This window comes from Phenylobacterium sp. LjRoot225, assembly GCF_964252855.1.
Classification (GTDB): Bacteria; Pseudomonadota; Alphaproteobacteria; order Caulobacterales; family Caulobacteraceae; genus Phenylobacterium.
In genome coordinates this window covers 828,850-850,576 of the sequence record NZ_CAXUPL020000002.1, presented here as the reverse complement: position 1 = coordinate 850,576, position 21,727 = coordinate 828,850, and the positions used below count along the sequence as shown (strand labels likewise).

17 protein-coding genes, 1 tRNA gene and 1 pseudogene are annotated in these 21,727 nt (G+C 68.0%); 11 read left to right on the top strand and 8 right to left on the bottom strand.

Annotation, left to right across the window (positions count from 1 at the left end):
* Positions 1–296 precede the first annotated feature (296 nt).
* Together ACSQ2B_RS14280 and ACSQ2B_RS14275 are read left to right on the top strand one after the other, a co-directional pair.
* The gene (locus tag ACSQ2B_RS14280) at positions 297–3,206 is read left to right on the top strand and encodes a TonB-dependent receptor (RefSeq protein WP_436050761.1); all 2,910 of its coding nucleotides are present in this window, start codon (positions 297–299) and stop codon (positions 3,204–3,206) included.
* 143 nt (positions 3,207–3,349) lie between these two features.
* Complete coding sequence (locus ACSQ2B_RS14275; RefSeq protein ID WP_436050760.1) at positions 3,350–6,559, top strand: glycoside hydrolase family 2 TIM barrel-domain containing protein; 3,210 nt, start codon at positions 3,350–3,352, stop codon at positions 6,557–6,559.
* Between the two features lie 46 nt (positions 6,560–6,605).
* Here ACSQ2B_RS14275 and ACSQ2B_RS14270 read toward each other — a convergent pair whose 3' ends face one another.
* On the bottom strand, positions 6,606–6,767 hold the full coding sequence (locus tag ACSQ2B_RS14270; RefSeq protein ID WP_436050759.1) for a hypothetical protein: 162 nt from the start codon (positions 6,765–6,767) through the stop codon (positions 6,606–6,608).
* Positions 6,768–6,987: 220 nt separating this feature from the next.
* Between ACSQ2B_RS14270 and ACSQ2B_RS14265 the strand changes: the two genes are divergently transcribed.
* From ACSQ2B_RS14265 to ACSQ2B_RS14240, 6 genes are all read left to right on the top strand, one after another.
* Positions 6,988–8,826: a glycoside hydrolase family 97 catalytic domain-containing protein gene (locus ACSQ2B_RS14265; protein WP_436050758.1), complete on the top strand. Its 1,839-nt coding sequence runs from the start codon at positions 6,988–6,990 to the stop codon at positions 8,824–8,826.
* Positions 8,827–10,566, top strand: coding sequence for a glycoside hydrolase family 43 protein (locus tag ACSQ2B_RS14260; protein WP_436050757.1), 1,740 nt, complete (start codon positions 8,827–8,829; stop codon positions 10,564–10,566).
* Positions 10,563–11,969, top strand: coding sequence for a glycosyl hydrolase family 28 protein (locus ACSQ2B_RS14255; RefSeq protein WP_436050755.1), 1,407 nt, complete (start codon positions 10,563–10,565; stop codon positions 11,967–11,969). Before ACSQ2B_RS14260 ends, ACSQ2B_RS14255 begins: the two co-directional genes overlap by 4 nt.
* 87 nt (positions 11,970–12,056) lie before the next feature.
* A complete protein-coding gene (kduI, locus tag ACSQ2B_RS14250) occupies positions 12,057–12,893 on the top strand; it encodes a 5-dehydro-4-deoxy-D-glucuronate isomerase (RefSeq protein WP_436050754.1) in 837 nt (278 codons plus the stop codon).
* Between the two features lie 5 nt (positions 12,894–12,898).
* Positions 12,899–13,654 (top strand): 2-dehydro-3-deoxy-D-gluconate 5-dehydrogenase KduD, encoded by a 756-nt coding sequence (kduD, locus tag ACSQ2B_RS14245; protein WP_436050753.1) that lies wholly within the window; start codon positions 12,899–12,901, stop codon positions 13,652–13,654.
* Between the two features lie 19 nt (positions 13,655–13,673).
* Positions 13,674–14,750: a sugar kinase gene (locus ACSQ2B_RS14240; protein WP_436050752.1), complete on the top strand. Its 1,077-nt coding sequence runs from the start codon at positions 13,674–13,676 to the stop codon at positions 14,748–14,750.
* A gap of 22 nt (positions 14,751–14,772) precedes the next feature.
* On the opposite strand, the gene ACSQ2B_RS14235 is transcribed toward ACSQ2B_RS14240, so the two are convergent.
* Together ACSQ2B_RS14235 and ACSQ2B_RS14230 are read right to left on the bottom strand one after the other, a co-directional pair.
* On the bottom strand, positions 14,773–15,132 hold the full coding sequence (locus ACSQ2B_RS14235; protein WP_436051038.1) for an HAD family hydrolase: 360 nt from the start codon (positions 15,130–15,132) through the stop codon (positions 14,773–14,775).
* A 20-nt stretch (positions 15,133–15,152) separates the two neighbouring features.
* The gene (locus ACSQ2B_RS14230; RefSeq protein WP_436051042.1) at positions 15,153–15,434 is read right to left on the bottom strand and encodes a hypothetical protein; all 282 of its coding nucleotides are present in this window, start codon (positions 15,432–15,434) and stop codon (positions 15,153–15,155) included.
* Between the two features lie 346 nt (positions 15,435–15,780).
* Here ACSQ2B_RS14230 and ACSQ2B_RS14225 point away from each other — a divergent pair, with 346 nt between their 5' ends.
* Positions 15,781–16,194: a response regulator gene (locus ACSQ2B_RS14225; protein ID WP_436050751.1), complete on the top strand. Its 414-nt coding sequence runs from the start codon at positions 15,781–15,783 to the stop codon at positions 16,192–16,194.
* Positions 16,195–16,295: 101 nt separating this feature from the next.
* On the opposite strand, the gene ACSQ2B_RS14220 is transcribed toward ACSQ2B_RS14225, so the two are convergent.
* Entirely contained in the window at positions 16,296–16,568 is a 273-nt protein-coding gene (locus ACSQ2B_RS14220) for a hypothetical protein (protein ID WP_436050750.1), read from the bottom strand.
* Between the two features lie 35 nt (positions 16,569–16,603).
* On the opposite strand from ACSQ2B_RS14220, the gene ACSQ2B_RS14215 reads away from it, so the two are divergent.
* Both ACSQ2B_RS14215 and ACSQ2B_RS14210 read left to right on the top strand, forming a co-directional pair.
* Entirely contained in the window at positions 16,604–17,203 is a 600-nt protein-coding gene (locus ACSQ2B_RS14215; RefSeq protein ID WP_436050749.1) for an ROK family protein, read from the top strand.
* Between the two features lie 136 nt (positions 17,204–17,339).
* On the top strand, positions 17,340–18,518 hold the full coding sequence (locus ACSQ2B_RS14210) for an MFS transporter (protein WP_436050748.1): 1,179 nt from the start codon (positions 17,340–17,342) through the stop codon (positions 18,516–18,518).
* Positions 18,519–18,727: 209 nt separating this feature from the next.
* Here the strand turns inward: ACSQ2B_RS14210 and ACSQ2B_RS14205 are convergent.
* The 4 genes and pseudogenes from ACSQ2B_RS14205 to ACSQ2B_RS14190 form a co-directional block, all read right to left on the bottom strand.
* Positions 18,728–19,165 (bottom strand): annotated as a pseudogene (locus tag ACSQ2B_RS14205) (transposase); the annotation flags it as partial.
* Between the two features lie 467 nt (positions 19,166–19,632).
* A tRNA-Ser gene (locus tag ACSQ2B_RS14200) sits at positions 19,633–19,722 on the bottom strand.
* Positions 19,723–19,776: 54 nt separating this feature from the next.
* On the bottom strand, positions 19,777–20,757 hold the full coding sequence (locus ACSQ2B_RS14195) for a hypothetical protein (RefSeq protein ID WP_436050747.1): 981 nt from the start codon (positions 20,755–20,757) through the stop codon (positions 19,777–19,779).
* On the bottom strand, positions 20,721–21,641 hold the full coding sequence (locus tag ACSQ2B_RS14190; RefSeq protein ID WP_436050746.1) for a tetratricopeptide repeat protein: 921 nt from the start codon (positions 21,639–21,641) through the stop codon (positions 20,721–20,723). The genes ACSQ2B_RS14195 and ACSQ2B_RS14190 overlap by 37 nt, the downstream gene beginning before the upstream one ends.
* Between the last annotated feature and the right edge of the window lie 86 nt (positions 21,642–21,727).

The following is a 21,727-nucleotide window of genomic DNA, read 5'->3' as shown; positions in this document are numbered from 1 at the left end:
CGCTTTTCCGCAAGTGATGATATCGATATCTCGCGCCGCAAGTCGAGAGGCGTCGCGTCGTGAACGCCCCGCCGCCGAGCCGGGAACAGGTCGTGACCTCCAGTGGGAAGCCGAGGCTTTCCCGCCTGCCGATGGTTGCGCAATTGTCCGGCAATTATCCAGAGGTGAGTCGGCGTTTCTCCCTGAATTTGGGGAGGCGAAGTCGTAAACAAACCGCTTGTGCCTCAACGTGGTATCGTTATCATGTCTGACATAACGGGTCGGGTACACGACCGCATTCCCTTGGGGGGAGACAGATGGGTTCAATTTCGGCATCAGCTACGCCTCGCCGCCGTCGCCTTGCGGCGCTCCTGCTCGCCTCGAGCGCGATCTGCGCCTGCGGCTCGCCGGCCCTGGCCGCCGCGGCTGACGAGGCTCAGACCGTCGAAGAGGTGGTCGTCACGGGCATGAAGAAGAGCCTGCAGTCGGCCGTGGAGATGAAGCAGCAGACGATGGAGATCGTCGACTCCATCCGCGCGGAAGACATCGGCAAGCTGCCCGACTCCAATGTCGCCGAAACGCTGACACGGATCCCCGGCGTTCAGGGCTATCGTTATGGCGGCGAAGGCGCCTCCCCCGTAGGGTCGGGCAGCGGCCTGACCATCCGCGGCCTCTCCGGCCAGACCGCGTCCCAGGTGGACGGCCGGGCCTACTTCACTGCCGGCAGCCGCGAGTTCAACATCGAGAGCGCCATCCCCGGGATGGTCGCGGGTCTCGACGTTTACAAGAACCCCTCGGCAGAGCACATCGAGGGCGGCATCGGTGGCCTAGTCAATGTACGCACGCGCCGGCCGTTCGACTTCAAGGGCCTGGCCGGCAGCGCTGCGGTTACGGCGCGCTACAACGACCTCGCCAAGAGCACCCAGCCCGATTACTTCGGCCTGATCTCCAATCGCTGGAAGGTCGGCGACGGCGAGATGGGGCTGCTGCTGGCGTTTAACCAGCAGCGCAGCTTCAACCGCTCCGACAACAGCCCGGGCCCCGGCGGGACCCAACTGCGTCGCCCGATCCGCGCCGACAGCGCCGAATACGCGGCTAACACCAGCCTGAACCGCGCGTATGTCGGCCGATCCGACGTCACCTACCTTGCCGACGTTGATCCGCTGACGCTGTCCGCCGCCGACCGGCAGAACCTAGTCACCCTGGCCGGGGTCACCACCAACGTCTTCCAGGAGGACATCCGGCGGGTCCGCAAGGGTTTCAACGGCGCCTTCCAGTGGAAGCCGAGCTCCAATCTCGAGCTCTACGTCGACAGCACCTACTCCTATTACCTTTACCACCAGAACTATCGGTTCCTGACGACGGCGGACAGCCGCTACGCCCAGAACCTGAAGACGGTCCCCTTCAGCCTCACCGAGGGGCTCGCCAACCGGAACCTCAACGGCGGCGAGGACGCCGTGCTGGCCGGGCAAAAGTTCGCCAGCGGGACCTTCCTTGGCTCTGGCGTCAGCAGCATCGGCGGCGATGAACACCGGCCCTACACCACCTGGGTGCTCGGCACGGGCGCCAAGTGGACGCCGACGGACCGGCTCTCCGTGGACTTCGACGTCAGCTATGTGGCCGCCAAGCAGACTCAGGACAACCGCGCCGTCACCATGGCGCCGCGCAACGGCCTGGCGTGGGACATCACCCGCGCTATCGGCGTGCCGCAGAGCCTAGCCATCTCAGGGCCGGACCTCGCCAGTCCCGCCACCTGGGTGTTCCGCAACTACGACAACGGCACCCATCTCGTTTACCACGACCAGGGCCTCGCCGGCCGCGTGGACGTCAAGTACGACCTCGACTCCGGCTTCATCCAGGACATCAAGGTCGGCGCGCGGGTCTCGTCGACCAAGTCGAAGTTCTCGAACTTCTCCTACGGCGGGCGGCCGCTGACCACCGACGGCCAGGCGCTCAACGCCGCCCAGTCCAATGCGATCTTCGCCACCGGCGCGGCGGATCTGGTGGGCCAGTCGCCGACCAACTGGTTCGACGGCCAAGCCGGCTACAGCGGCGGCTATCTGGTGTTCACGCCGGACATGCTGCTGGACGACAACGTCCGCAACCGCTTCCCGCTCGCCGGCATCCCAGCCGACAGCTCGATCCCGGAAAATCTGCTCGCGCAGCGCGTGCAGCAGGAGAAGACCTACGCGGCCTATGCCGTCGCCGACTTCGCCCTGCTGGACGACAAGGTGCGGGGCAGCGCCGGGGTCCGGTTCGTCAGGACCGAGCTGACGACCCAAGGGCGGGTGCTGGACACAACCGGCGCCGTCCCGGCGATCGTCGGGTCCAGCGCCGACACGTCCTACACAAACGTCCTGCCGACCTTCAACGTCGCCTACTATTTCACGCCCGATACCCTGCTGCGGTTCGGCTACGGCAAGGGGCTGACCCGGCCGTCGTCCGGCGACCTGACCCCGAGCATCACGGTCAACAGCTTCACGGGCCTTGGCAACGGCGGCAACCCCAATCTCAAGCCCTTCACGGCCGACAGCTTCGATCTGTCCTTCGAGAAGTACTTCTCCTCGAACGGCTACGCCTCGGCGGCTCTGTTCTACAAGAAGATCGACGGCTTCGTGCTCGGCGCGGACACCTGCCTGACCGTGCCGAACGCGCCCGCCTATACGGGAACGATCTCGAACAACTGTCCGGCGGGGCAGTACCGCATCACCACCTCGGTCAACGCCGAGAAGGGCTCGGCCAAGGGCGTCGAGCTGGCGGCCCAGACCTTCTTCGACTTCCTGCCGGGTCAGTTCAAGAACTTCGGCGTCCAGGGCTCCTTCAGCTATGTGAAGACCGAACTGCCGGTGATGCTGAGCGGCCGGCGGGTCGTCACGCGCCAGCCGTTCCAGTCGAACATCAGCTGGAACGTGGCCGGCCTCTACGAGAACGACCTCGTCTCGGCGCGGCTGGTCTACACCTACCGCTCCGACTTCGTGCTTTTCGGCACGTCCGCCAACCCAATCGACGGGCGCTACATCAAGGGCTATGGCCTGCTGGACGCGTCGGTGAACTTCAACCTGAACAAGAGCCTCACGCTGTCGCTCAACGCGTCCAACCTTCTGAACAAGGCGCCCAACCGCTACGTGGGCGAGCCCGACAACGGTTACGACTCCGGCATCCTGCGCCAGGGGTATCTGAACGGTCGCATCTACAGCGTGGGCCTGCGCTACCGCTTCGGAGGTTAGGGCCGGGCTGCCTCCCCCCAGCCCTTCTGGGGAGCGTAGCTTCGACTGCGCTCCCCACTCTTTTTCGGCCGCCCGGCCGGCGCGTCGGCGTCGGCCACGCGCCGTTGTGGGGCCGCCCCGCCCCACACATTCGGAGACCTGCGATGAAGCGCCTTCGCGCCCACCTGACCATCAGCGCCGCCTGCGCCCTGGCCCTCGGCGGGCCGTGTCTGGCCGAAGTCGCGGCGCCGATTGAGCCGCAGGCGAGCGCCGACCGCCCGGATTGGGAAAACCCAGCCGTCTTCGCCCGCAACAAACTTCCAGCGCGCGCGACCGGTTTTCCGTTTGAGGACCGCGCCCTGGCGCTCGCGGGCGACATGAGGGCGTCCAGGCGGTTCGCCACGCTGAACGGCGAATGGAAATTCTTCTTCTCTCCCGGCGTCGACGAGCGTCCGACGGACTTCTGGCGTGACGACTTCGATGTTTCCGGGTGGAAGACCATCAAGGTGCCGGCCGATTGGCAGGCCGAAGGCTACGATCAGCCGCGCTACAACAACATCACCTACCCCTTCCCGGCCAATCGTCCGCTGATCCCACACGCTGCAAATCCGGTCGGGTCCTACCGCCGCGACTTCATGGTCCCTGCCGACTGGCGCGGCAGCGACGTCATCCTTCACATCGGCGCGGCCAACTCGGCCTACTATGTCTGGGTCAACGGCAAGCCGGTGGGCTACTCCGAGGATTCCAAGCTGCCCTCGGAATTCGATATCACCTCCCTGCTGCGCTCCGGTTTCAACAACGTATCGATCGAAGTCTATCGCTGGTCGGACGGCAGCTACCTCGAGGACCAGGATTTCTGGCGGGTCAGCGGGATCGAACGCGACGTCTGGCTGATGGCCGCGCCGACGACGCGGGCCCGCGACATCTTCGCCAAGGCGAGCCTCGACACGACCTATCGCGACGGCCAACTGGCGATCGAGGTGGACGTTCTCAAACCGAAGGCCGGAACCAAGGTCCGCGCGACCTTGCTGGACCGTGGCCGCACCGTCCTGACGCGGGAAGCGGTCGCGAACGTCGCCGGCAAGACCAGCCTGACCGCCCAAATTCCGGACGTTCGCACCTGGAGCGCCGAGACGCCCAACCTCTACACGCTCGTCGTCGAGGTGCTCGACTCCAAGGGCGCGGTCCTCCAGTCGACGGCGAACCGGGTGGGCTTCAGAACCGCCGAGATCAAGGACGGCCAGGTCATGGTCAACGGGCGACCGATCATGATCCGCGGCGTCAATCGGCATGAGCACGACCCGGACACCTTCCATGTCATCTCCGAGGCCTCGATGCGTCGCGACATCGAGCTGATGAAGCAGAGCAACATCAATGCGGTGCGGACTTCGCACTATCCCAACGCCGAACTCTGGTATGAGCTGGCCGACGAGTACGGCCTCTATGTGATGGACGAGGCCAACATCGAGTCCCACGCCTACATGGAGGCGGGCAACCACGACCCGGCGCGGCGCGCCGCCTATCAGCTGGGCTTCGATCCGGCCTGGGAAGCCGCCCATCTCAGCCGCGTGGCCAACATGGTCGAGCGCGACAAGAACCACCCCTCGATCATCTTCTGGTCATTGGGCAACGAAGCCGGGATTGGTCCCAATTTCGAGAAGGCCGCCGCCTGGATCCGCAAGCGCGATCCAGGCCGGCTGATCAGCTATCTGGGATGGGGCACGACGGGCGAAGCGCACGTGCCCAACGCCTATGTCGACATCTATGCGCCGATGTATGACGAGGTCGAGCAGTTGATCGACTACGCCATAGATCCCAGGTTCACCAAGCCGTTGATCCAGTGTGAATACGCCCACATGCAGGGCAACAGCGGGGGCACGCTCAAGGACTACTGGGACGTGATCTACGCCTACCCCAAGAAGCTCCAGGGCGGCTTCGTCTGGGACTGGGTCGATCAGGGCATGAACGGCCGCGACGGCCTTGGCCGCCATTACTGGAAAACCGGGGGAGATTACGGTCCCAATCCGGGCGGCGACATTGAATTCGGCGACGGGCTGTTACGGCCCGACCGCGCCCCGAATCCGCAATTGTATGAACTCAAGAAGGTCTATGCGCCGATCGCCTTCGAGGCGAACGACGCCGCCGCCGGCCAGTTCAAGGTCCTCAATCGACACGACTTCCGCGACCTGTCGGGCTTCGCCTTCGAATGGGAGCTCATGGAGGACGGCCAGGTGGTCGCAGGCGGCGACCTGGGCGAACTGACCACGGCGGCGCGGCAAAGCCGGGCGCTCGCCATCGCCCTTCCCGTCCCCAGCCGCCCAGGCGTCGAACGCGTCGTGAGCCTGCGCGCCAAAGCTCGCGCAGGCGCAGTGTCGCTCGTGCCCGCCGGTCAGGTCATCGCCTGGGACCAGTTCATCCTGCCAAGCGCGGCGGGCGCGGCGCCGTCGACGCCGGTTCCCGGCAAGGTCGCCGTGTCGGACGACGGCAAGATGGTGCGGCTCTCGGCCAAGGGCGCCGAATTGGCCATCGATCGCAGCACGGGCCTGGTCGAGCGCTACGCCCTCGGCGGCAAGGTGTTGCTGTCCGGCGGCGCGCCGAACTTCTACCGCGCCCTGACCGACAACGATCTCGCCGGCGGGGTCGAAAAGAGCCATGCGGCCTGGCGTCGTTTCTCCGAGGCTCGCGAGGTTCGATCGGTCAGCGTCACCGCCGATCCCGCCGGCGGTGAGGCGGTGACGGTCGACCATGGCTTCGGAGCCGGCGCGGTGCGCTTCCGGACCACCTACGCCATGACGCCCGACGGTGCGGTGCAGGTCACCGGCGCCTTCACGCCCCTGAAGGACGACCTGCCCGATCCGCTGCGCGTTGGACTGGCCTTCGCCATGCCGGCCAGGATGACCGACGTAGCCTGGTACGGCCGCGGTCCGCACGAGACCTATGCCGATCGCAAATGGAGCGGCGCGCTCGGCCTTTGGCGCGGCAAGATCGCCCGTCAGAACCACGATTTCATGCGGCCTCAGGAGACGGGCAACAAGGTCGACGTGCGGTGGATGGATATCGGACCGGCCGACGATCCGGGCGTGCGGATCACCGGCAGAGCACCGCTGTCGATGAACGTGCTGGCCTTCCCCTATGAGGATCTGCAGCGTCGGGAGCCTGGAAGCTGGCGCAGCTCGGACATCCAGCCACGCGACCACGTCAGTCTGCTGATCGACGATGTTCAAGTCGGCCTGGGCGGAGACGACACCTGGAGTCTGGCCGCACGCGCCCACGTCAAATATCGCATCCCGCTGGCGCCCCGCACTTTCAGCTTCACCCTATCGCCTTCGCGACTGGACCGGACCCGCACCGGGCAACTGGGCGAAGCGGACTAGAACGCCTCGAAGCGCCCGCCGCTAAAATGGCCCTAGGGCCGTGCTTTCAGTGAGCCGCCGACGCCTCCTCCGCAGCCCGGTCGAGCTCCGCGATGGCGCAGACGATGTGGTCGTGGGAGCTCGCCGGCGACGGTTCGCCCACGAAGGCGCGTCGGGCTGCATTCGGTCGCGCCACAGGGCCCGCGACCGGGGCGTCGAGAAACTGCATCAGCCGACGTCCTTGCAACCGACCGCACGATCATGGTATCGATATCATAACTTGGCGTTTGAACAACAGAGTTCGCCGCGTCGGCCTCTCGGCGCGGCGATGGTGCGGGGGAGGGGAAGTCGTGGACCAAGGCGTTGCCGCGGTTTCGCGCCGCAGTCTGATCGCGGCTTCGGCTAGCGCCGCCGTCGCCTTGCACCCAGGCAGGGCGGCAGCCGAGACCATGATTGCTGCGCGCTCCCCCGACGGGCGGCTCTCCGTGACCCTGCACCCTGGCGCGGCCCTGACGTGGTCGGTGACGCATTCCGTGCGAGGGTCGGTCCTGGTCGACTCGGAACTCGGCCTTGTCCTGGCGGACGGCCGCCGGCTTGGGCCCGGCGTCGAGCTGATCTCCAGCCGCAGACGCCGGGTGCGCGCGGCCTGGGCGCCGCGGTACGGCATCCGCGATGTCAGCGTCGACCATTGCGACGAACTCACCGCGCACTTCCGCGATCGCGCGACGGGCCTGAGCTTCGGGGTTGTGGTGCGCGCCTATGACGAGGGCGTCGCCGTCCGGTACGTGCTCGGCGCGGCCGCGCGCCTCCAGGGCGAGCTGACCCGGTTCCGCTTCCCTCCGGCTACCCGCGCCGTCGCGAGCCGGGACGAGGGCGAATACCAGACGGGGCCGGTCGATGAGCTCCAGCCGGTTCCGGAGCCCGACCTCACCGCCAGCTCCGATGCGGGGCCCTTGGCCGACCTGCCTGTGCTCGCGGTTTTGGAGCGCGGGACGCACGTGCTCATCGCGGAATCCGACCGGCTCGGCTACCCGCGCGCGATGCTGCGCACCGCGCTCGGCGAGGGCGCAGGCCTGGCCATCCACCTCATGCGCTTTCCCGGACGCGCGACCGGCTATTCCGGGCCCGGAGACACGCCCGCCGAGGCCGGATTCGACGTGCGCCGGGGGCAGGCGACGCCTTGGCGTGTCCTGATCATCGCCGAGACGCCCTCGACGCTGATCGAGCGCGCCGATCTCGTCCCGACCCTGGCCAGCGCGAACCGCCTGGGCGACGTGGGCTGGATCCGACCCGGGCGCGCCTACCGCATCCGCACCTACACGACAGCCGGCGGGCTCGAGGCGGTGGACTTCGCCGCCCGCCGGCGGCTCGAATACGTCGAATTCGACGCCCACTGGTACGGCGACGGCACAGATCCGAGCGACGCCACCCGCCCGATCCCGGCGATCGACGTCGAGAGGATCGTCGCCTATGGCCGCGCGCGGGGCGTTGGCCTCATCCTCTACGTCGATCGCGTGCCGGCCATGCAGCAGTTGGGCGACATCCTGCGCACCTATCGGCGTTGGGGCGTGGCGGGCGTCAAGTTCGGCTTCGTCTGGCAGGGGCGCGCAAGCGACGAGGCCTTTATCTACGACCTGGTGAAGCGCTGCGGCGAGCATCGCCTGCTGGTCAATCTGCACGACGACCTGCGCCCAGCAGGCCTCGAGCGGACGCTTCCCAACTGCATCACGGTCGAGGGCGTGCGCGGCAACGAGCACTTTCCGACCGCTCGACATAACGTCACCTTGCCGTTCGTGCGGAACGTGGCCGGTCCGATGGACTACACCATCTGCTACGCGCACGAGCGCAACCGGACGACCAACGCCCATCAGCTGGCCATGGCGGTGGTCTACTACAATCCGCTCAACTTCCTTTACTGGTACGACCAGCCGGCCAAGTACGCCTCGGGGTTTCCGGAGTTGGCCTTCTTCGACGCCTGTCCGACGAGTTGGGACGATACCGTGGCCCTGGGTGGAGCGGTCGGAGACTTCGTCGCCGTGGCGCGGCGCGCCGGCGGGCGATGGTTCCTGGGCGCGATGACGAACGAGAGGGGCCGGCGCCTGAGCATCCCGCTCAAGTTTCTGGGCGAGGGGCGCTGGCGTGCACGCATCTTCGCAGACGGGCCGGAGGGCTCGCAACCCCGCCTCACCCCCGTGGAGATCACCACCCGTGAGGTGGCGAGCACGAGCGTGCTGGACATGGACCTGACGCCCAGCGGCGGGCAGGCCGTGATCTTCGAGCGCGTCTAGATGGCCGGCGTCCTGAAATCGCTCGCGCTGCTCGCCGCCATGCCGCTGCTGATGGCCGCCTCGCCCTGGAGCCCGGATCAAGGCGACGGAACCTATCGCAACCCCGTGCTCGCCGGAGACTATTCCGATCCGGACGTGATCCGGGTGGGCGATGACTTCTATCTGACAGCGTCCTCGTTCACCAACGTCCCAGGCCTGCCGATCCTGCATTCCAGGGACCTGGTGAACTGGGAGATCATCGGCCACGCGCTGGCTGTCGTTCCGCCGGAAGCGCACTACTCCACGCCGCGGCATGGCGGCGGGGTCTGGGCGCCCGCCATCCGGTATCGCAACGGCAAGTTCCTGATCTACTATCCGGACCCGGACCGTGGGGTCTTCCTCACGACCGCGACGAATCCAGCCGGCCCGTGGAGCGCGCCGGCGCTGGTCGACGCCAGCAAGGGCGTCATCGATCCGGCGCCCTTCTGGGACGACGACGGGACCGGCTGGCTGGCGATGGCCTGGGCCAAGAGCCGAGCGGGCTTCAACAATGTCATCACCCTGAAGCGCCTCAACGCCGACGGGACCCGGACGGTGGGCGAGGGGATCCCGATCATCGAGGGCGACAAGCTGCCCTCGGTCAGGACCTCGCGCGGGCCGATGCCGTGGATGACCACCGAAGGGCCGAAGCTCTACAAGCGGGACGGCTGGTATTATCTCTTCGCGCCGAGCGGCAGCGTGAAAGCGGGCTGGCAGGGCGTCTTCCGCTCGCGCAGCATCACCGGACCCTACGAAGGGCGCGACGTCCTCGACCAGGGCCGCTCGGCGGTGAACGGGCCGCATCAGGGGGCCTGGGTGACGACTGCGCAGGGCCAGGACTGGTTCGTCCACTTCCAGGACACGGATTCTTATGGCCGCCGCGTGTGGCTGGAGCCGATGGTCTGGCGCAAGGGCTGGCCGGTGATCGGCGCCGATCCGGACGGCGACGGGATCGGCGAACCGGTGCTCGCCTGGAAGAAGCCGGTCGCCGGCGCCGGGCCCGCCACGCCCGCAACCGAGGACAGCTTCGAAGGCTCTCTCTCGCCCGCCTGGCAGTGGAACGCCAACTCTAGCGAGGACTGGGCGAGCCTCACCGCCGCGCCGGGCTGGCTGCGGCTGAAGTCCGTCTCCTCGCCGGTCAACCTCTGGGAAGCCAGCGCGGTCCTCACCCAGAAGCTGCCCGCTGAGCGGTTCTCAGCAACCGTCCGGCTCCGCTTTGCGCCCGAGGCCGTTGGCGAGCGGGCCGGGCTCGTCATCTATGGCGCGGACTACGCCTGGATCGGGGTCGAGAAGGCCGCCGAAGGCCTGCGGCTTGTACGCGTGGACCGCCCCCGCGCCGCGGCCTCGCAGCCGGAGACGGTCGCAGTGGCCCTGGCCGAGGCGCCCCCGGAGGTGGTGCTGCGGATTTCCGCCGAGCCGGTCACCGTCCCCGAGCCGCCGCCGGGCTTCTCGCCTTACTTTCCGGCCATGCTCCGGTCCGTCCATGCGCGGGTGAGATTCAGCTACAGCCTGGACGGACGGCGTTTCACTGCCCTGGGCGCGCCCTTCGTCAGCCGCCCCGGCCGCTGGGTCGGCGCCCAGATCGGCCTTTTCGCCCAGGCGCCTTCGGGAACGCCCGCCTATGTGGCGACGAGCGTGGGCGGGGCCGACTTCGACGATTTCCGGATCGGGCCCGCCGACCGGGACACCCAGGCTCCAACCGCTGAGGTCGCTCGCCCATGATCCGCCGGACGTCCCTGATCGCCCTCGCCTGGCTCGCGACAGGAGCGGCGCCGGCCGTGGCGGCGAGCCCGCAGCTGGAGGTCTATTCCAACCCGGCGCCGCTCCAATATTCACACCACAACGACGACTTCACCGTCCGCGTCCGTCAGCCGGGCGGCGCATGGCGGGATCTCTACGAGTACGACGTCGAGGTCGACCTGGATAAGCCGCAGCACGCCTCTATGGCGCGCTTCGACTTCGACGGCCCGGTCGAAGTCGCGATCGAGAAGAACAACGGCGACGTCCGCCGCGTCGCGGTGCGGCCCGCTTCGGCCGGCGTCACGCCGCGACTGGGCAAGGATGGGCTGGTCTATCTGACGCTCGATCGACCGGCGAACCTGTCGGTCGAGTTCGACGGCGACCGGCTGCACAACCTGCATCTCTTGGCGGGGCGTCCCGACGAGCCGCCCAAGCCGGGGCCGGACGTAGTGGTCTACGAGCCGGGCCTGCACAAGCCGCCCGCCGACGCGACCTATTTCCCCGTGCGATCCAACCAGACGATCTATGTCGCCGGCGGCGCGGTGCTGCAGGGCCAGTTCCGGCTCGACGGCGTGGAGAACGTCCGCATCTACGGGCGCGGGATCATCGACCGGCAGCAGGAGCAGTTCCTCGTCCACGACTCGCGCAATGTCACGGTCGAGGGGCTGACCTTCATCAACTCCAAATACGGCACGATCGCCTGCGGCGGCTCCAAGGATGTGCGCTTCCTGGACCTGAAGGCGTTCAGCGCCGGCCAGTGGTCCGACGGAATCAATGTGTTCGCTTGCGAGGGCGTGACGGTGGACCACGCCTTCATCCGCACCTCCGACGACAGCGTCGCGATCTACGCCACGCGGAAGGACGGGACCGGCGATACGCGCAACGTGCGCGTCGCGAACTCGACCTTCTGGCCGGACGTGGCCCACGCCATGTTCGTCGGCCTGCACGGAAACACGCCGGCGCCGAACGTCATCGAGAACGTCGCATTCTCGAACATCGACGTGCTGGAGGTCGACGAGGACGACCCGGAATACGAAGGCGTCATGGCGATTAGCGCAGGCGACAGCAACCTCGTGCGTCACATCAGCTTCGGCGATGTGCGGGTCGAGCACATCCAGGAAGGCAAGCTCTTCAACGTCCGCGTGGTCTTCAACGGGAAGTACAACACGAGCCCGGGCAAGGGCGTCGAGGACGTCGTATTTCGCAACATCAGCTTCACCGGCGCAGGCGCGCCGAGCGCCTCGCTGCTCTCCGGCTATGACGCAGAGCGCCGCGTCCGCGGCGTCGTCTTCGACAATGTGACCATCGCCGGCCGCAAGCTGAAAGCGCCGGAGAAGGGCGTCCTGGAAGTGGGCCCATACGCCGATGGCGTGGCGTTCCACTAGCGCGCTCGCCCGGCGCGGCGCTTGCTGCTGAAAGTATTTGTCGGACTAATGCGACGGCCCGGTCGTCGCCGATTTCGGAGAAGCTAGGTGTTCAAGAAGATCTTCCACGCCACCCATCCCGACATGATGGAGGGCGTCGATAACGAGACGCTCCGCCAGCGGTATCTGATCGACGGCCTGTTCGCCCCCGGCGAGGTGGTTCTCAACTACACCCACTACGAGCGCTTCGTCATCGGCGGAGCCTGCCCCGCGGGCCGCGCGGTGCGCCTGCCCGACCAGACCGCGCCGGAGAGCGCCGTGGGCCACCCCTTCCTGGAGCGGCGGGAGCTCGGCGTCGTCAATGTGGGCGAGGGCCCGGGCATCGTCAGCGTCGATGGTCAGGCCTACACGCTCGCGCCCAACGACTGCCTCTACGTCCCGATGGGCGCCACGGAGGTGATCTTCGAGGGCGACCAGGCGCGCTACTACCTGGTCTCAACCCCGGCGCACGCGCGCTATGAGACCCGTAAGCTCTCCATCGCCGACGCCGTGCCCTTGGAGAAGGGCGAACTCGCCACCTCCAACGAGCGGACCATTTACCAGCTGATCGTGCCGGCGACCTGCAAGTCAGCCCAACTGCTCATGGGACTGACCATCCTGAAGACGGGCAGCGTCTGGAACACCATGCCGCCGCACCTGCACGACCGGCGCTCGGAGGTCTATTTCTACTTCGATCTCGGCCAGGACGAGCGAGTGTTCCACTTCATGGGCGAGCCGGAGAAGGCCCGCCACATCATTATGGCCAACGAGGAGGCGGTGGTCTCGCCGCCGTGGTCGATTCACATGGGGGCGGGGACGGCGAGCTACGCCTTCATCTGGGCGATGGGGGGCGAGAACCTCGACTACACCGACATGCGCGTCCTCGACATCTGCCAGCTACGATGAGCGCCATGGACATCTTCAACCTGGAGGGCCAGGTCGCCCTCGTCACCGGCGCCAACACCGGCCTAGGCCAGGGAATCGCCATCGGTCTCGCCGAGGCCGGGGCCGACATCGTGGCCGTGGGCCGTAGCGCCCCGGACGAAACCGCAAGGCGGGTGGCGGCGCTCGGGCGCAAGTTCTACGCCGTTTCTGCCGACCTCAGCTCGACCGAGCCGATCGGGCGGGTAATCGCCGAGGCCTATGCCGCCGCCGGGCGACTCGACATCCTGGTGAACAACGCCGGGATGATCCGTCGGGCCGAGGCGCTGGCGTTCAGCGAGGCCGACTGGGATGCGGTGATGGAGACCAACCTGAAGGTCGCCTTCTTCCTCGCGCAGGCGGTGGCGAGGCGCTGGGTGGCGGACGGTCGAGGCGGGAAGATCCTCAACGTCGTCTCGATGCTGTCCTTCCAGGGCGGCGTCCGCACCGCCTCCTACACCGCCTCGAAGAGCGGGCTAGCGGGGGTGACCAAGCTTCTGGCCAACGAATGGGCGGCCAAGGGGATCAACGTCAACGCCATCGCCCCCGGCTACTTCGCCACCAACAACACCGACGCGCTGCGGGCCGACAAAGGGCGCAATCAGGACATCCTCGCGCGCATCCCGGCGGGGCGCTGGGGCAAGCCGGAAGACCTCGCCGGCGCCGCGGTGTTCCTGGCGAGCCGCGCCTCGGACTACATGCATGGTGCCGTGGTGCCGGTGGACGGCGGCTGGCTCGCGCGTTGAGGCGATGATGGAGCGGGAAGTGAACCCGAGCGCCGGGCTGGCGGTGCATCCGGCAAGCGACTGCCGCTGGGACTGCGCCGCCTTGGGCGAGGTGATGCTGCGCTTCGATCCCGGCGACGCGCGCGTGCGCAACGCCCGCGGCTTTCAGGTCTGGGAGGGAGGCGGCGAGTACAATGTCGCGCGCGCGATCCGCAAGGCCTTCGGCCTGCGCGCCACGGTGGTCACCGCCTTTCCGGACAACCATCTCGGCCGGCTCGCCGAGGACCTGATCCTGCAGGGCGGCGTGGACGCGAGCCACGTGATCTGGCGCGCCTACGACGGTGTCGGCCGCAACACCCGCATGGGCTTGAACTTCACCGAGCGAGGCTTCGGCGTCAGGCCCGCCCGCAGCGTCTCCGACCGCGGGCATTCCGCGGCGTCGCAGATCGCGCCGGGCGAGGTGGATTGGGAGGAGCTGTTCGGCCGGGAGGGCGTGCGCTGGCTCCACACCGGGGGGATTTTCGCGGCCCTGGCGCCGCAGACGCCGCAGGTGGTGCTGGAGGCGGTGCGGGCCGCGAAACGACACGGAGCGGTGGTCTCCTACGACCTCAACTATCGCGCCTCGCTCTGGAACGCCTTGGGCGATCCCGCGGCGGTCCAGCGGTTGAACCGCGAGATCGCGAGCCATGTGGACGTGATGTTCGGCGATTCCAGGGGGGTTGAGGCGTGCCTGGGGTATCGGGCGCCGGAGGACTTCGAGTCTTTCGCCGCGGCCTGCGCCGAGGCGTTCCCGAACTTCAAGGTGCTCGCCAGCACGCGCCGCCAAGCCCCCTCGGCGAGCCTGAACGACTGGTCGGCGGTGCTTTGGGCGGATGGACGGACCTACGCCTCCGAGACCCGCGAAAATCTCGCCGTCTTCGACCGCGTGGGCGGCGGCGACGCCTTCGCCGCAGGCGTGATCTACGCCTTGCTGCAGGACCTCGGCCCCCAGGCGGCCGTCGACTATGGCGCAGCCCATGGCGCGCTCGCCATGACCACCCCCGGCGACGCCTCCATGGTGGACGTCACCGAGATCGAGGCGGCGATCGGCGCGACCGGCGCGGCGATCATTCGCTGACGACCTGCCGGCAAGCTCAAAGCTAGCGCCGCCCGCCGACTTCGTCGATGTGGCGAAGGAGGTCGGCAGGGGCTTCGTAGACGCGGATCGCGCCGGCTTCGCGCAGTTCGGTTGCGCCGTAGCCGCCGCTGAGAAGGCCCACACCGAGCGCGCGGCAGCGCGTGGCCGCCAGCATGTCCCATACGGCGTCGCCCACCACCACCGCGGTCTCAATGGCGATCCCGAGCTTCGCCGCGGCCGCCACGAAAAGGTCCGGGTCGGGCTTTGCGTACTTCACCTCGTCGCGGGTGAGGACGGCGACGGTCGCAGGATCGATGCCGAGGGCCTCCAGGTCCACAGCGGCGGTCTCCATGCGCCCGCTGGTGGCGATCGCCCAGGGGATTTGGGCGTCGGAAAGCCAGATCAGCAGCTCCGATGCGCCGGGGAGGGGGCGGACGCCGTCGCCGCCGGTAGGCCTCGGCGTGGCTGCGGCGGAGCCGCTCGATCCGGGCGTCGCTGACCGGTCTCGCGGAACAGCTGATTGGTGAAGAGCCCGCCGCTCATTCCGATCTTTCGGTGGATCCGCCACACGGGGAGGGCGATGCCCTCCCTGTCGAGAGCCTCCTTCCAGGCGAGCACGTGCTGGTAGACGCTGTCGACCAAGGTGCCGTCGAGATCGAAGAGGAAGGCCGGCTCAACTCGCACGGTGCATCTCCTTTGGCTGCAGGGCCTGGCGCGGCACCCCCGAGGTTGGATTTCAGTTGGCTACCTGCGCAGGAAGCGGCCGCGGACCGGGCGTGTTCCGCACCTGGTGAGCGCGCGTCCATCTGTTCGCCATGCTCTACCGCAACAGCGGCCCAGCCGCGCCACAATAGTCTGACAAATAGGAGGACATCTTCGCTGCGGTCGCGGCTCTGGCGGCCGCGAAAGTTCTACCTATAGGAACGTGTTGACGAACGTTGCCTGCCGGCCTCCTATTTTCGCAGACAAATTGACAGATCGGCTGAATATGATATCGTTACCACGTTCCCTTTTCTCGGGAGAGCGTGCGATGTGGACCGGCGAGCAGACTGTGCGGAATCCTGGCCTTCCGACCGTTTTGGTGGTCGAGGATGAGCTGCTGATCCGAATATGCGCCGCGTGCTGTCTGGCGGATGCGGGCTTCGAGGTGATCGAGGCGGCCGACGCGGAGGAGGCGATAGCAGCCCTTGAGGCGCGCGCCGACGTGGTCCTTGTGTTCACTGACGTAAACATGCCCGGCCAGATCGACGGTTTGGACCTCGCCTGGGAGGTGAGCCGCCGCAGACCCGAGGTTGCTGTGATCGTCACCTCCGGCAAGGCGATTCCCCGCGAAGACCAGATCCCTTCGGGCGGCCGCTTTCTCGCCAAGCCCTATTCGCCCGAGGTCCTGGCGAAGATCTTCGCTCAGGCCCTGGCGAACGGCGCGGAGCGCTGCGCGGCGTAGCAGGACGCGCGGCTTGGCGCCCATGGCAGGACGGCTGCACGGTCTGCCGTCGGGGCCGCTCGGCAGCCTGCAGCGCGCCCTCTCCCTCAGGGCGCGCGCCCTTAGTCCTCGAATGGGTCCGTCTGACGATAGTGGGCGCAGAGGAAGGCGTCGGCCACAAGCCTGAGCGGCGCCAGGTCGACGTCGCTCTGCCCGCGGCGCACCAGCTCGACGAAATGGCGGTACATGGCCGGGTATTCCCCTTCCAGCGGGGTCGATTGCGGCGCGGAGTCGATGGCGAGCTTGGCGCCCCCCTCGGACAGGACGAGGACGCCGCCGTCGGCCTCGAACGCGATGTCCCAGGTTTGCGGGCCAGTTTGGCGGAAATCAAACAATCCGCGTCGATCCGCACGCCTCCGACTGGGGACGCATGCTCGCCACGCCAAAGTCCGGCTGGCCGGGTGCGAACATCGCCGGGCCGCTGCAGCGCGCCTTCGGGGTTCCCGTGGCTCTGCACACCGATGTCACCGCCGCCGCGCTCGCCGAAGGCCGATGGGGCGCGTGCCGGGGCCTTTCCGACCATGCCTATGTCACCGTGGGCACCGGAATCGGCGTTGGCTTGGTCGCGGGCGGACGAGCGGTCACGGGCCGGCTCCATCCGGAAGCCGGTCACTTGCGCGTGCGCCGCGACTCGCTGCGAGATCCGTTCGTCGGCATCTGCCCGTTCCATGGCGATTGCCTGGAAGGTCTGGCCAGCGGCCCCGCCATCGCCGCTCGCGAGGGCCGTCAGCCCGAAGACGTCGCCCCCGACGATCCCGTGTGGGAGCTGGTCGCCGACTATTTGGCCGAGCTCGTCTGCGCAATCACCCTGGTCGTCTCGCCCAAGCGCATTGTCCTGGGCGGGGCATTGGCGCTCGTCCCGGCCTGCTCGTGTGGACGCGCGGAGCGTCCAGCGGAATGCTTCGCGGCTACTTCGGGGAAATGGGCGAGCCGGCGGCGCTCGCGGCCTACCTCACGGCTCCCGGTCTAGGCGACCGCTCGGGCGTACTGGGCGCCGTCGCGCTAACGCTACAGCCGTCCGCGGGACCGACCATTGGACGGCCGACATGATCGTTTCAAAATCTCATAACGAACGGCTGCTCCGGATCCTGACGGCTCTGATGTTCATGGTCTTCGCCATGACCACGGATTCAGTGGGCGCGATCATTCCGCAGATCATCGAGGCCTACCATCTCGGCATGGCCGAGGCGGGCTTATTCCACTACGCCACCATGTCCGGCATCGCGCTGAGCGCGGCGGGCCTCGGCTTCCTGGCCGACCGGCTCGGACGCAAAGGAGCGATCGTGCTGGGGCTTGCGATCTTTTCCGCCGCCACCCTGCTGTTCCCCGCGACGCGCAGCTTTCCGCTGTTGCTGGTGCTGCTGTTTGTCTCCGGGCTGTCGATCGGGGTGTTCAAGACCGGGGCGCTCGCGCTGATCGGCGACATCTCCTCGTCCACCCGCGCCCATACGTCGATGATGAACCTGGTCGAGGGCTTCTTCGCCATGGGAGCGATCGTCGGCCCGGCGGTGATCGCCGCTCTGCTCGCCGCGGGAGCCTCCTGGACCTGGCTTTATCTGATCGCGGGCGCCATCTGCGCCATCCTGGTCGTCTTGGCGCTCTTGGTGCGCTATCCGACCCCGCGCCGATCCGGGCCGCCGGCAGATCTCAGGCGGGTTCTGGCGCTCGCGCGCAATCCCTACGCGCTGGTGTTTGGAACCGGCGTGATGCTCTACGTAGGCGTGGAGACGGCCATCTACGTGTGGATGCCCACCCTTCTCGCCGGCTACCGCGGCGGGGTCGGGCCAATCGCGGCCTTCGCGCTGCCGATCTTCTTCGTCTTGCGCGCCGCGGGCCGCTTCCTCGCGTTCTGGATGCTGGGCCGGGCGCGCTGGACGGCGGTGCTCGCCTTTTGCAGCCTCGCCATCCTCGTCTGTTTCGCAACGGCGCTGATGATCGGCCCCACAGGTGCGGCGATCCTGCTGCCCGCATCGGGCTTGTTCATGTCGGTGATCTATCCGACGCTGAACTCCAAGGCGATCAGCTGCTTTCCCAAGTCAGAGCACGGGTCGGCGGCCGGGCTGATGCTGTTCATGACCTGCGTGAGCGCGGTGGTCTCACCCCTGGTCATAGGCTTGGCCAGCGACGCCTTCGGTGATCCCAAAGCGGGCTTCGTGCTGGCGACCGGCCTCGCCGCCCTGCTGTTCTTCGGGCTTGCGTGGAACTTGGTGCGCGATCCGAGTTCACGGCTCCTGCAGGCGCGGGACGCAGCCGACTATCAGCAACCGGCCGAACTACGGAACTAACGATGCCGCCCCATCGCATCATCGACGCAAACTTGGCCGTCACCTTGAGCCTTGCCCCGCCGGCGCCTCGCAACTGCGGATGTCGACGAGTCGGTTCCTACATGCGTGAGCAACAATTTGCCGGCCAAAGCGCGACGTGACGCGATCGAATGCGCCGTCGCGCCCCTGTCTCTGACGCCGCAAAAGGCCACCTTGGGGCCAAAACCCCGGAGACCTCTCAGGTGGGCGTCGCCGCGTCGAGAGATATGGCCGTCATAGTCGACCTCGCCGGACTGGTAGCGTCGCGTTGTCAGACCCAGCCACGCGCCCACGGAACGCGACGTCTTGAAGGTCGCTGGATCCTCGATCGCGGCGGTGAAGGCTGTGGCGGTGACCGCGCCGACGCCGAAGATCGTCATCAGCAGCTGGCATGAACGGCTACGCCTTGCGCCGGCGAGCAGCTGACGCCCCAGATCGGCGGCGCGGATCCGCACGCTGCGCCAGGCCTCAAGGACGGGCAGGATGATCGCCTCGAGCCCATCATGATCCGCCAGCAGACGCCGGACATTCGCCTCGAACTGGCCGCCCTTGGATGATGGGACGACCAGGCCGAAGGTCTTCATCAGCCCGCGGATTTGGTTCGAGAGCTCGACCGTCATCTGGACCAGCGGCCATCATGACGAAGGCCCTGCCGCTCGACTGGCGGGCCCAGCGCGATTTCTTCGTACGCTGACCTTCTCCCTGTTCGTCGCACCGGCCTTCGCTGAACGCGACGCGTTCAATCCCTGATCGTTGTGGAAAATGTTCCCTGCTACTTCGACAGGGAATTCAGTCTGAGAATCCTCGAAAACGCTCAGGAAGGCAGGGTGTTGGGATTATCCGGAGCCTACGTCCTGCCCCCGAAATATCGCCGAATTCCCTGTTAGCAGGGAATTTCCGCGCCGGAACAGGGAATGGCGCTCGCCAAAACCTGACCGAACCGGCGTCTGCGGAGACGCGGATGGCGTTTCCAGGCAAATTGCGGGAGATTCTGGGGTCGGGAGACGGCATTTCCGTCTCTCTGAGGGGGCAAGCCTCGGAATTTTCTGGGCTATTCCGCAGGGTCAAGTCGCGGCGCATTTGGCGACTGACTGAGTGGCGGTGAGAGAGGGATTCGAACCCTCGTTAGGCTTTCACCTAAACACGCTTTCCAAGCGTGCGCCTTCAGCCACTCGGCCACCTCACCACACTCCGTCGCCGGCGCACCGCCAACGGAAGGCGCGCAATACACTGAGGCGGGCTAGTGGGGCAAGGGGCGGTTGGCCGCGGCCTGCAATCGGATGGGATTGAACAGGGTGGCGGGCTGGGCGGCGACCAGATCGGCCTCCAGCGGCCGGGCCTCGGCGAGCCAGCGGACGAAGTCGGCGTCGGGCGGGTCCTGGCCCTGCCGCAGCCTGCCTTGCGCCTCGGCGAGGCGGCCGGAGGCGGCGCGCAGCCGGGCGCGCAGGCCGGCGAACCGGTCCGCGTCCAGTCGCTCGTCGATCAGCGCCAGCCGCGCCCGGGCGGCGGCCAGCATGAGGATGGCGGCAGGCCGGTCGCGGAGCGCGATCTCGGCGCGGGCGGCGGCGAGCGCGCGGCGGGCGTCGGACATCAGACGGCGGACGTCGACCGGCTCGTGCGCGGTGGCCGGGCAGGCCGAGGGCTGCAGCGCGCGCACATAGGCCGCCAGGCCCTGCAGCACGGCGGGCGGCGGCGGGTCGCCGTCGAACTCCTCGACCACCAGGCCGCGGATGAAGCCCTCGAGCGCCGGGCTGTCGGGGCTCTGGTCGACTTTCAGCCCGGTCTTCGGCCCGCTGAGGTCGGGGATCGGCCTGGGGTTGTCGATCCCGTCGCCGCGATGGCTGGAGAACAGCGACTGGGTGACGTCCGCCGTGCCGGCCGCGCCGGAGACGCCGGGGAACTGGAAATCGGGGTTGCTGCGGCCGTTGCGATGGCAGGTCTCGCAGGCGAGGCCGGCGCGCGCCGCCTGGCCGCCCAGCAGCAGCGGGGTGCGGAAGGCCGCACGGCCCACCTCCACCTGCAGCGCCTCGGCGGCGTCGGCGGGGATCTGCAGGCACTCCGTCGGCTGGACGCCAATGGCGCGCAGGGGATCGGCGCCTGGGGCGATCCAGTGCAGGGCGCGGATCGGCGGGTCGCCGTCGGCGGCGAGCGCGAGGCGGCCCAGGACGACCGCGACCGCGACGCCTAGCGCAGCTGCGGGTCGCCGCGGTGATCGATCCAACGACGCAGCTCCTCGGCCTCGGCGCAGCCGTAGGCGCAGATCGTGTCCAGCCTGGCCAGCATCCGTTTCGCCCCGGCCATGTCGCCGCGTTCGACCTTCAGCTCGCCATAGTATTCGCTGGCCCCGCGGTGCCTGGGCGCGATGGCCAGAGCCTGGCGATAATAGGTCTCGGCGCGGTCGAACTCGCCCTTCTTGCGCCAGGCGTAGCCCTCGTAGGTCAGGATGTCCGGGTGCGGCCCGAAGACCGCCCGGGCCTGCGTCAGCGCGGCGAGCGCGTCGTCGTAGCGGTGCTCGTTGATCAGGCTGACGGCGGCGGAATAGGCGAGGTCGCCGGCCGCGGCGCCGGCGAAGATCATCGACCCCTGCAGCCTGGCCTGGGGCTTGGCCGCGGGGGCGCCCGCAAGGGCGCCCTGGACCGCGGCCGCGCCGGCCTTGAGCGCGGCGGCGTCCGGACAGGATTCGCCGCAGGCCTGGGCCTTGGCGTTGAGCCAGTCGAGCTCGGTCTTGGCCTTGGCGTCCTGGGTCCGCGCCAGGGCGACGCCGAGGCCGGTGTGGGCGGCGACGTCGTCGGGCGCGAGCTTCACCGCCTGCTCGTAGGCGCGGCGCGAGCCCTTCCAATCGCCGTCCCCGGCGCAGGCCTCGCCCAGCAGCCGCCAGGCCTCAACATTGGACGGGACCGCCCGGACCACCCGCTTCAGCGAACGCGAGGCGTCCTTGTACTGGCCGCTCTTCAGGGCCGCGACGCCGCGGGCATAGTCGGCGGCGGGGTCGTAGGCGGGCGCCGAGACGCTGGGCGCCGCGCTCATGCCGCCGCCCATCGCCAGGGCCGATCCCGCAGCCCCTGCGACGAGGCCCGCCGTAATCAACGCCGCCACCTTGCGCATGCGCCACCCCCCAAACAGCGTTCAGCGAAATCTGCCACAGAACGTCCGCGCGGTCTCGGGCGCGGTACGTGCATTAGTGCAGCCTC